Source organism: Pseudoalteromonas gelatinilytica (genome assembly GCF_001641615.1).
Classification (GTDB): domain Bacteria; phylum Pseudomonadota; class Gammaproteobacteria; order Enterobacterales; family Alteromonadaceae; genus Pseudoalteromonas; species Pseudoalteromonas gelatinilytica.
Genome location: NZ_LRRU01000007.1, coordinates 220,381 through 231,260 on the forward strand (window position 1 = coordinate 220,381; position 10,880 = coordinate 231,260).

Annotated in this window: 9 protein-coding genes and 4 tRNA genes; 9 read left to right on the forward strand and 4 right to left on the reverse strand. The window is 42.3% G+C overall.

Annotation, left to right across the window (positions count from 1 at the left end; translation table 11 throughout):
* Window positions 1–60: 60 nt before the first annotated feature.
* The 3 genes from NH153_RS03770 to NH153_RS03780 all read right to left on the reverse strand — a co-directional run bounded on the left by NH153_RS03770 (window position 61) and on the right by NH153_RS03780 (window position 3,593).
* Window positions 61–2,217 carry an ATP-binding protein gene (locus tag NH153_RS03770; RefSeq protein WP_063701098.1) on the reverse strand — a complete coding sequence of 719 codons (2,157 nt, stop codon included), beginning with the start codon at window positions 2,215–2,217 and terminating at the stop codon, window positions 61–63.
* 117 nt (window positions 2,218–2,334) lie between these two features.
* Entirely contained in the window at window positions 2,335–2,991 is a 657-nt protein-coding gene (locus NH153_RS03775) for a helix-turn-helix transcriptional regulator (protein ID WP_063701100.1), read from the reverse strand.
* A 230-nt stretch (window positions 2,992–3,221) separates the two neighbouring features.
* Window positions 3,222–3,593 (reverse strand): histidine triad nucleotide-binding protein, encoded by a 372-nt coding sequence (locus NH153_RS03780; protein WP_063701102.1) that lies wholly within the window; start codon window positions 3,591–3,593, stop codon window positions 3,222–3,224.
* Window positions 3,594–3,698: 105 nt separating this feature from the next.
* On the opposite strand from NH153_RS03780, the gene NH153_RS03785 reads away from it, so the two are divergent.
* A complete protein-coding gene (locus tag NH153_RS03785) occupies window positions 3,699–4,319 on the forward strand; it encodes a DUF2057 domain-containing protein (RefSeq protein WP_063701104.1) in 621 nt (206 codons plus the stop codon).
* Window positions 4,320–4,372: 53 nt separating this feature from the next.
* Here NH153_RS03785 and NH153_RS03790 read toward each other — a convergent pair whose 3' ends face one another.
* Complete coding sequence (locus tag NH153_RS03790; protein ID WP_063701106.1) at window positions 4,373–6,217, reverse strand: M1 family metallopeptidase; 1,845 nt, start codon at window positions 6,215–6,217, stop codon at window positions 4,373–4,375.
* Between the two features lie 145 nt (window positions 6,218–6,362).
* Here NH153_RS03790 and murB point away from each other — a divergent pair, with 145 nt between their 5' ends.
* The 8 genes from murB to tuf form a co-directional block, all read left to right on the forward strand.
* Complete coding sequence (gene murB / locus NH153_RS03795; RefSeq protein ID WP_063701108.1) at window positions 6,363–7,373, forward strand: UDP-N-acetylmuramate dehydrogenase; 1,011 nt, start codon at window positions 6,363–6,365, stop codon at window positions 7,371–7,373.
* Window positions 7,370–8,362: a bifunctional biotin--[acetyl-CoA-carboxylase] ligase/biotin operon repressor BirA gene (gene birA / locus NH153_RS03800; RefSeq protein ID WP_063701111.1), complete on the forward strand. Its 993-nt coding sequence runs from the start codon at window positions 7,370–7,372 to the stop codon at window positions 8,360–8,362. The genes murB and birA overlap by 4 nt, the downstream gene beginning before the upstream one ends.
* Window positions 8,359–9,057 (forward strand): type III pantothenate kinase, encoded by a 699-nt coding sequence (locus tag NH153_RS03805; RefSeq protein ID WP_063701113.1) that lies wholly within the window; start codon window positions 8,359–8,361, stop codon window positions 9,055–9,057. The genes birA and NH153_RS03805 overlap by 4 nt, the downstream gene beginning before the upstream one ends.
* A 117-nt stretch (window positions 9,058–9,174) precedes the next feature.
* Window positions 9,175–9,250 (forward strand) — tRNA-Thr (locus tag NH153_RS03810).
* A gap of 40 nt (window positions 9,251–9,290) precedes the next feature.
* Window positions 9,291–9,375: transfer RNA gene (locus NH153_RS03815), tRNA-Tyr, on the forward strand.
* Window positions 9,376–9,419: 44 nt separating this feature from the next.
* Window positions 9,420–9,494: transfer RNA gene (locus NH153_RS03820), tRNA-Gly, on the forward strand.
* A gap of 13 nt (window positions 9,495–9,507) precedes the next feature.
* A tRNA-Thr gene (locus NH153_RS03825) sits at window positions 9,508–9,583 on the forward strand.
* Window positions 9,584–9,719: 136 nt separating this feature from the next.
* The coding region (tuf, locus tag NH153_RS03830) for an elongation factor Tu (protein WP_063700719.1) at window positions 9,720–10,880 on the forward strand (1,161 nt) is incomplete at its 3' end.

The window sequence follows — 10,880 nt, forward strand, 5'->3', positions numbered from 1 at the left end:
CATGCTCAAGGTTAAACGGGGTTTAGTTTGCGCTAGAAGCGAAAAGTTAAGAGCTAGCTCTTATGCTAACTCACTTCTAACATGCTTCAAGTAGGCCTGAAGGCTTTCTTGCCATAGCACTAAGGCTTCGGTTAATGATTCTTTCAAAGGTTTGTTGTCGAGTAGCTTACGCTCAATTTTCTTGAGCTCTAGACCATAACGGTTAAAGCCTAGTTGTAAAGCAGTGCTAGCTTGGCGGTGCAAAAGTTTAATACACTGATCTTTATCGTCTTCAACGAGTTGTTGACAGCGAATGAGTTTGTTCCTTGCAGAGAGTACAAATTCATTGTAAATCGATGAGACTTCATCTTCACTGAATGAGCTGACAAGTGTGGCAGCGGCTGTTTCATCATAGAGTGTATCGCGCAGCTCAACGGCAATACTCGCAGCCTGATTGCTTTGTGAGTCACTGAGTGCTTGGCGCAGTTTTTGTTGCTTTATTGGTTTGCCAACAATGTCTTTAATACCAAGTGCTAAGTACTCTTTTATTTCATCAGGACTAAGACTCGCGGTAAACGCTAACACCGGGGTTCGTTGGTTTAAATGGTCGATGGTTTTGAGCTTTTTCAACACTTCTTGACCAGTAAGGTCTGGTAAGTTCATATCCAATAGCACCACATCAAAGTGATGCTTCTGCATCAGTTCAATGGCGCTAGTTCCGTCTTTTGCAAGCTTGATTTTGTGCTCGTCATCGGCCATAAATTCAATGGCAATTTTCTGATTTAAATCGAGATCTTCAACTAATAACACGTCCAGGCCAGTAACATAATCTTTTGATTGGTGGCGCTGCTCAACGAGGCTGAGCTCACCAATCGCAAGAGAGATATCAAAACTGAAAGTACTGCCTTTGTTTAGCTCACTTTCAATATTGAGTTTGCTGCCTAATTTTTCTAATAAACGGCTAGTAATCGCTAAGCCAAGGCCTGTTCCGCCTTTTTCTTTACCTGCACTACTTTGTACATAAGGTTCTGTAAGGTAGGCAATTTCTTCATCTTCAATACCTGGGCCTGAGTCGATTACACTAACACGAACAAGGTGATCTAATTGCCCTTCGTTGAGCAGTTTCACATGAATTTTTACTGCGCCATGGTCAGTAAATTTAATCGCATTACCCACTAAGTTAATAATAACTTGTCTGAGCTTTTGTTGGTCGCAGTAATAACATGCTTGATCGGGCAAGTTGTATATAAGTTCAAACTTTAAGTGTTTTTGCTCTGCTAAAGGACTAAGCAAAAGGCAGAGGTTATTGAGCCAGGTTTTAAACTCGACGTCTTCTTCGTAGAGCGCTTCATCACGCTGATCTAGGCTGGCGTAGTCGAGTACTTTATCGACCAGCAAGTTGAGTGACTCAGCTGAATTAATTATTGCTTCGCAATAAGGCTTATCTCGTGGATCACTCGACTGGTTCATGATTAGCTGCGCACTACCTAAAATGCCATTTAACGGTGTGCGTATTTCATGGCTGATAGTTGATAAGAATAAGCCACGAATTTCTAAGTCTTTGTGTGCTTTTTCAGCTAACTGATTAAGGTTTTGCTCGCGGCGTTCATTACATAATAGTGCCATACCGGTTGCATAAAACATCGGCGCAATAACACCATTTATAAATAAAGTGATACTAAACCAATTTGCAGAGAGTAGATTAGCTGTTGTGACATCTCCCATCATTAAGGTTCTGCCTGTAAATATCGCCAGAATAATGCTGAGAATTAAGATGTAGACAATACTGCCATTGGGGTAACTTTTACGGCCATTTCGAATGAATAATGCCATTAAAAACAACGCTTCAATTATATGCTGGAGATCTGAAACCAAAATTCGACTACGTAACTCGGCGCTATCAGTGGCAAGGTAAACCATGGTCATCGCTAGCACCACCGTGATCGCAACAAAGGTTTTAAAACCGACGCATTTGGCATTTAAAAATTGGCATATCGCGAGTACATGAATAATGGATGCACTAAAGAGTAGGGTGTTTGCGATAGCAACACTAGCAATATTATTGATATGGCCATGCAGTGCAAAACTCATTACCGATGCAAACATCACTAAAGGGTAGAAAATATAGAGTAAGGTGCCCGGAGTATTATTATTGGTTCGCCATGTAAGGTAATTAAGAAGGGTCATCACTGCCATCATGGCAGCACTGGCATAATATAAAGTGGCTGAGTCGAGCATTGTATTTCCGGTGTTTTGCAATCAGTTTGAGAATAAAGTCAATTACTGCGTTTAGCAACCAGAAACAAAAACAGACGCGGTTGCGTCTGTTTTAACTAGTAGGATGTTTTGCTTGGTTTAGCGAATTTCGTCAGGAATATTTTGCTGTGCCCAAGACAATAGCTCGATACGGTTACGACATTTAGTTTTTCTAAATGCACTGTATAAGTGAGTTTTAACTGTATGCGGGCTGATGCTTAAATCTTCAGCAATTTCTTTATTTTTCGAACCTTTACTCATTAATGAGATAATTGCTTTTTCACGTTTAGTAAGTTTAACCGGTTCGATGTCACCATCTGTCAATTTGTGGAGTGCGTCTTTATTGAACTGCAACATACGATTTAATGCATTACACATAATGTCGCGGCGATACCATAGTTGATCTTCAAGTAATAAACGAATGCCTTTCATTAACACATCAGCATTGTCTGTTGTGTAGAACACACCACGAATACCACTTAAAAGAGCACGGTTTGCAAGTTCAGGGTTTTCATCTAAGTTAAACAATACGATATCGCATTTCATTCGTAGATTAACTAGTTGTTCTTTTAACTTGCCCCACGGATCTGTGCTTGACGTTTCAATAAATAACAAGCGTGTTCCTTCTGGTACTTCAGAAATATCAGTACCAGATGTCACTGCTAGTCCTTGTGTTTTTAACAATGGCTCTAATACGTTAATGCCAATAGTATTAATTGGCTCTGGATCTAATAATAAAAAGGCTGAACTACTCATATATATACACTCTTGAATAAAGTTGACAGTTAAATCCTATCACGCAATCCACCCCTTTCGTATTAGAAATTTCTGAGAGTTGTGCAGGAAAAGTACAGTTTGTGTCTGTTTTGTGTCAAAAATTACAGTTAGTTAACTAATCGCAATATGTTAACTAACTGATATATATTCATTATAGCCAAAAATAATATGTTTGTGCTACTTTTTACAGTTGTTTACATATCAAAGTATTAGATTGCGTGTTTTTTCTTGTCTTGATAAGGAGGCCAGCCCATTTCTTTACCTGCCAGCATATGTAGGTGTATATGGTACACGGTTTGCCCGCCGTGGTCATTACAGTTCATTACGACGCGAAAACCGTCTTCACTGAAGCCAAATTGCTTAGCGAGTTTTGCTGCCACTACATATAAGTGACCGACTAAAGCGGCATTTTCTTCTGTTACATCATTTATCGTTGCTATTTGAGTTTTTGGGATGATCAGCACATGAAAAGGGGCTTGTGGGTTAATATCTTTAAAAGCAAGAGATAAGTCGTCTTCATAAACAATGTCTGCAGGGATCTCTCGGTTAATAATCTTTGTAAAAATAGTCTCTTGGCTCATACTTAGCTCTCTTATAAATGTGGTTAAATGACCGCCCACTAATGACAAACTTTATTTGCAGTGTCAAACTGAAACTGCCGCAAGTTGAACAACCAAGGAGTGAACATGCGTAAGTTAGTATTACTGAGTAGTGCGTTAATGCTATTTAATAGTTTTAGCAGTGTAGCTGAGACTATTCACTTTCCAGAAGAGTTTGTGCCTTTACAAGTCGGGGATCGCCTTATTGAGCAGTCTTTTTTCAGTCGTGTTGATGACGTTGAGCTTGCCCCGGGTACATACCAAGTAAAAATGAAATACACCGATCTTTTCGAGCAAGGCTATGATGATCATCAAGTCGTAGAGTCTGAGCCTTTTTGGGTTGAGGTCACGGTGGAAAGTGGCAAAGACTATGACCTAGTGTTTAATCGAGCCAGTAATGCAGTGGCAGCAGAAGTGTTTGCCGAATCACCGCAAGTAAGCTTAAAGGCTAAGGGCAGTGAGCTTGCTGTACCGTTATCTATTATTGGCTATCGTGCAGCTAGCGCGCCTGTACAAGCTGTAGCAACTGCTCCTGTTGTTGCAAGTAGTAAACCCGCGACTGCAACTCCTGTCACATTGCCTGCAAAAGTACCCGGCGGACAAGCGGGTTTGAAAAATACGCCAAGTGCAGCTGCAATGCTTGAGTTTTGGTGGCAGCAGGCAAGCCCAGAAGAGCGTCGGGCTTTCTTACAAAAAGTAAGTAACTAATTTTAACTATTAAAAAAGGCGCTGATTGCAGCGCCTTTTTAGTGTTTGATAACTTATTTTGCGAATAAGTCGTCAACGGTACCTTGTGCAAGTGGGTGGTAACCCGGACGTGCTTTTAAGTACACATCATGTGCCCAGTCTTTTTTACCGTTTTTAATAAGTGCTTTATATAGTGGCACAATTAATTTACGGCGACCGATGCTTGATAGGTGTTTATCAAGCGCAGGGTAAATTGGTTGATAACCATTTCCTACCGCTAGCATGAACCATGCGAAAGCACGCTCAGCATTAGTTGACTGTGTTAGGTTGAATTGGTTATCAAGCTCAGTCATTTTTTCAATGCTTAAATCGCGAGGTAGATTATTTAAGAAATGTAGCCACTCATGAACTGACCAATCAGATGTTGGTAATTGAGCTGCGCTAATCTCACCGTTTAACCATGTTTTGGTGACTGCATCAACTTTATCGAAAGCATCAGACGTTGGATTTGGTGCATCGCTTGGTAAACCAGGCTCAAAGATCCACTCATTAACTTTATCCATGCTGACTACGCCTGGATATTTGTCGATCAGATTTGCTTTTAAGTAAGTAACAAATTGAGCTGTTGTTAGAGACTTGAACGAGAACTGATCAAAGTAACCTTTTACGAATGGGTCGAACTTGTCACGGCCAAATTTGTTTTCTAAATAAATTAAGAAAAGTTGACCTTTGGTGTAAGGCACTGAACTAAATGCATCATCAGGATCGCGGCCATTAAGTTTTAAGTTAAGACGCGTATCTGCTGCTGGCAGAGTTTTAAGTAATGCACGTAAACCTGCTGCATCAAGCGCTTGTTCCATCACTGCACGGTCACGGCCAAACACTTCTTCCATAATGCGGTTTTCAACGTAAGACGTGAAACCTTCATTTAGCCATAAATCTTCCCACGTCGCATTAGTCACTAAGTTACCAGACCAAGAGTGAGCAAGCTCGTGAGCAATTAGGTTTACTAAGCTTTTATCGCCAGCAACAACCGTTGGTGTGATGAATGATAAACGTGGGTTTTCCATGCCACCAAATGGGAAGCTTGGCGGTAGCATTAATAAGTCATAACGACCCCATGCGTATTCGCCGTACATAGCGTGCGTTTTATCGATCATCGCTTGCGTGTCGTTAAACTCAGCAACTGATGCATCTAAAATGGTTGGCTCTGCAAAGATACCTGTTTGCTTAGACATGGCTTTATATTCTAAGTTACCAGCACCAATTGCGATTAAGTATGGCGAAATTGGTTGTGGCATATCGAATAAGTAGTCGCCATCTTTATAAAGAGCATCTTTATTGTCAGCACTCATTACTGCACGAATGTCTTTAGGCGTGTGAATACGTGCTGAGTAAGTTACGCGCATTGCTGGCGTATCTTGTACTGGGATCCAACTACGAGCATGAATTGCTTGTGATTGGCTGTACATAAATGGATGTGACTTACTGGCTGTTTGCTCTGGTGTTAACCACTGCAAACCTGAAGCTTCTGGGCGGCTGTTGTAGTAAATACGTGCTTTAACCGCTTGGCTTTTAAATTTAATTGTTAATTTTGAGCCCTTCACGTCATCACGTGCAGCAAGGGTGAAGTCAGCTTTGTGCCAGCTGCCTTTTTTATCTTGATACATTACTTTGTCGATATCTAAATCGCGCGTATCAAGAACAAGTGTTTTGCTGGTCGCATTGTGCCAATCTAGCGTGTGCTCAACAAAACCCTCTAGTTGTTTGTCATCAAAATCAACATCTAAATCTAGTAGTAGGTGAGTGGTTGTTACGTCATCTAAGTTTGCGTAAGTGTGTTGGCTGATTGCATCTGCAGTTGCTTGAGAGCAAGCACCGGCCATCGCAAGACTTAAAAGTAATGGTTTAAACTTCATAATAACCCTGGAACGGAAATGAAAAAGAGCCCGTTTTATAACATGATTAGTGCAGTGGGTTGAGTGATTTTTACAATCTAATGCGTATTTTGCGACGATAGGTTACACTAATGCGATTAGTTACCGGTAACCTTTGAGGCGTTTTGTGGCTCAGTCCCTGCAATCTTTTCATACCTTTTCTTTGCCAAGCCAATGCCAGCATTTTTATCAAATTGATGAAGTGAATCAGCTTTTAAGCACAGACTTTTCGTCTCCCTTTTGTATTTTAGGCGAAGGCAGCAATACGGTGTTTTTATCTGACTATCAAGGGTCTGTCATCCATATGAACACGAAGGGCATAGATATAGAGCAGCAAAGTGATGGCTTTTTATTGCACATTGCAGCCGGAGAAAACTGGCATCAATTAGTCGCCATGACTATTGCCAATGACATGCCTGGGCTTGAAAACCTTGCTTTAATACCTGGAACTGTTGGTGCTGCACCAGTGCAAAATATAGGAGCTTACGGTGTAGAGCTTGAAAAGTTTGTGAGCTATGTCGACTACTTTGATATTGCCACCAAAGCGATAAAGCGCCTAACTAAAGACGAATGCCAATTTGGCTATCGAGACTCTATCTTTAAACATGCATTGAAAAATAAAGCGGTGATCACCCAAGTTGGGCTGCTGTTACCTAAAAAATGGCAGCCAGTACTGAGTTACGGACCATTGCAACAGCTTTCAGATCCCTCTCCACTGCAAGTGTTTGAGCAAATCATTACAACCAGAAACAGTAAACTACCAAACCCCAGTGAACTTGCGAATGCGGGCAGTTTTTTCAAAAACCCAGTGATTAGTAATGAGCAACTAGCGTTACTTTTAAAGCAGTACCCTGAGCTACCTCACTACTATGTGGATGCTGAACATCATAAAGTTGCGGCGGGGTGGTTGATTGAGCAAGCTGGGTTAAAAGGCTTTAAGGTCGCCGGTATTGAGGTTCATCAGCAGCAAGCGTTAGTGCTTGTAAACCATGGTAACAGTACAGGTGATGATTTAATTGCCATGGTAAACCATGTTCAACAGCAAGTTTGGCAAAAATACCAGATTGCTTTACAGCACGAAGTGCGACTGATCAATGCCGATCATGAGTGTCACATTGAATTGGGAGCTTCATCATGAAAGCGCCAGACGGAAATAAACTCGCTATTTTACAAGCACTCAATACCGGTGGTTTTATTTCTGGTCAGCAATTGGGTGAGCAATTAGGTATTAGCCGTGCAGCAGTGGGTAAGCATATTCATTCATTGCAGGAAATGGGGCTCGATATTTTCAAAGTCACGGGTAAAGGGTATTGCCTTAATAATAGTGCGGGCTTACTGAACAAAGATAAAATCGGTCAACATTATAGTGAGTTAGGTGGTTGCACCGCGAATGTTGAAGTGCAGCCTATTATTGACTCAACCAATAGTGAGTTAATGCGTCGCTTACAAACTGATGCTCCTCTTTATTCTGGTAGCGTGTTAGTTGCAGAAATGCAGCAGGCAGGAAGGGGGCGTCGCGGTCGAGTGTGGCAATCACCCTTTGGTGCAAACTTATACTTCAGTTATTTTTGGCGCTTGGATGATGGTCTACAAGCTGCCATGGGGGTCTCAATTGCTGTTGGCCTTGCCGTTTACGACACGCTGAAAGCGTTATATCAGTTGGATATAGAGCTTAAGTGGCCCAACGATATCTATTTAAACCGCGAAAAATTAGCCGGTGTATTAGTTGAGCTTGATGGTCAGCCACAGGGGCCTTGTCAGCTTGTTATTGGCATAGGTATTAATTTACATATGCCAGAAAGTGCCAGCCAGCACATAGACCAAGCTTGGACCGACTTAAGTCAGCACGTGCAAGGGTTAGACAAAAATAAGCTGGTGGCCTATTTATGCTTTTATTTGGAAAAACGCTTAGCGCAGTATCAACAATCGGGCTTAAACGATATGTATCTACAGTGGAATCAGTTAAACGCATTTGCTGGTGAGTGTGTTGAACTTAATACTGGACATCGTAGCTGGCGCGGTATTTGTGAAGGTATTGATAACCAAGGTGGCGTGCGTATTCGTCAAGATGGCGAAGTAAAAAGTTACTATGGCGGTGAAATCTCATTACGTAAGGCAGAGCTATGAAATTGTTAGTTGATGTGGGTAATACCGCCATTAAAGCGGTTTTGTTTGATGGCAAGGCTTATCAAACATGTGAACTCAGCAGCTTGCCTTGGCTACAAATAAAAGAGCTAGTTTATGCCTGTGTGGGTAGCACCGAGCTGCTTGCACCATTATTAGCACAGGCGCAGCAACACGCCGTTCCTTACTTCGAAGCACAGGTGAGTGCAAAGCTAAACACGTTAAGCTGTGCCTATCAGCAGTATCAAAATCTAGGAATTGATCGTTGGCTGGCTGTCATTGCCGCGTATGTCGAATTCCCCGAGCAAAATTGCATTATTATCGATGCCGGCACTGCAACAACAATTGATGTACTCAATAGTGAAGGTGCACATCTAGGTGGTTGGATTTTACCAGGCCTTGATTTGATGACATCTTCACTTACCCAGAATACCCAACGCGTGTTTGATGATGGACAAACCCCATTTGCGACTGATTTAGGCCGTAATACGCCAAATGGCCTCAAGAATGGCGCGATGGTTGCCACTATTGGCGCAATCGAGCAGGCAAAACAGCATCTTAATCAACAAGATTGTCATTTATTATTTGCTGGTGGTTACGGCAAATTACTTGCTGAAGCATTTTTGGACGCCCAGTTTGACAGCTTGCTCGTGTTTAAAGGACTGAATTATTGGCACGAATTAACTATAAAGCAGTAAAAAAACGCGAATTTGCCTGAATAGTGAGCGTTTAACACATAAATTCACATTTTTTTTAATTTTATGGTTGCATCACAATAAACCTTACCTTAGAATCTCGCCCCGTACTAAAGCAGTGCCGACTTAGCTCAGTTGGTAGAGCAACTGACTTGTAATCAGTAGGTCATCCGTTCAACTCGGATAGTCGGCACCACTTTCCTTTTACCGGAAGTGACTTAGTAAAGAATTTTCGTGGAGGGGTTCCCGAGCGGCCAAAGGGATCAGACTGTAAATCTGACGGCTCAGCCTTCGCTGGTTCGAATCCAGCTCCCTCCACCACTTTATTCTTGACGGTTAGAGGTAGTTTAAGAACAGGTTCCTATGCGGGCATCGTATAATGGCTATTACCTCAGCCTTCCAAGCTGATGATGCGGGTTCGATTCCCGCTGCCCGCTCCAGATTTCTGGTGTTGCTGATATAGCTCAGTTGGTAGAGCGCACCCTTGGTAAGGGTGAGGTCGGCAGTTCAAATCTGCCTATCAGCACCAGTCTTGAGAACTCATCTTAATTTCTTCCTTTATCTGTCAGAAAAAACTATTTGAAATTTGAAAAAATTAAATTAATCTACCCTCGGTGGATTATTTTCATATGTAATCTAGATACACAAAACTGATAGGTTCCGTCATGGCAAAAGAAAAGTTTGAACGCGTAAAACCGCACGTAAACGTTGGTACAATCGGCCACGTTGACCACGGTAAAACAACTCTAACAGCAGCAATCACAAACGTACTTGCGAAAGCATACGGTGGTCAAGCTAAAGACTTCGCATCAATCGATAACGCTCCAGAAGAGCGTGAGCGTGGTATCACAATCTCAACTTCACACGTTGAGTACGATACTCCAACTCGTCACTACGCACACGTAGACTGTCCAGGACACGCCGATTATGTTAAAAACATGATCACTGGTGCTGCTCAAATGGACGGCGCAATCCTAGTAGTTGCTGCGACTGACGGTCCTATGCCACAAACTCGTGAGCACATCCTACTTTCTCGTCAGGTTGGCGTACCTTACATCATCGTATTCATGAACAAATGTGACATGGTTGATGACGAAGAGCTACTTGAGCTAGTAGAAATGGAAGTTCGTGAACTTCTTTCTGAGTACGATTTCCCAGGTGACGACTTACCTCTAATCCAAGGTTCTGCTCTTAAAGCACTAGAAGGCGAAGAGCAATGGGAAGCGAAAATCATTGAACTAGCAGAAGCGCTAGATTCATACATCCCAGAGCCAGAGCGTGACATCGATAAGCCATTCATCATGCCTATCGAAGACGTATTCTCAATCCAAGGTCGTGGTACTGTTGTAACTGGCCGTGTTGAAGCTGGTATCATCAACGTGAATGACGAAGTTGAAATCGTAGGTATCAAAGAAACTACGAAGACAACTTGTACAGGTGTTGAGATGTTCCGTAAGCTTCTAGACGAAGGTCGTGCGGGTGAGAACATCGGTGCACTACTACGTGGTACTAAGCGTGAAGACGTTGAGCGTGGTCAAGTACTTTGTAAGCCTGGTTCAATCAAGCCACACACTAAATTCACTTCAGAAGTATACGTACTTTCTAAAGATGAAGGTGGTCGTCACACTCCTTTCTTCAAAGGTTACCGTCCACAGTTCTACTTCCGTACAACTGACGTAACAGGTGACGTACAGTTACCAGAAGGCGTAGAAATGGTAATGCCTGGTGACAACATCAAGATGACTGTAGAGTTAATCTGCCCAATCGCGATGGACGAAGGTTTACGCTTCGCTATCCGTGAAGGTGGCCGTACAGTTGGTGCTGGT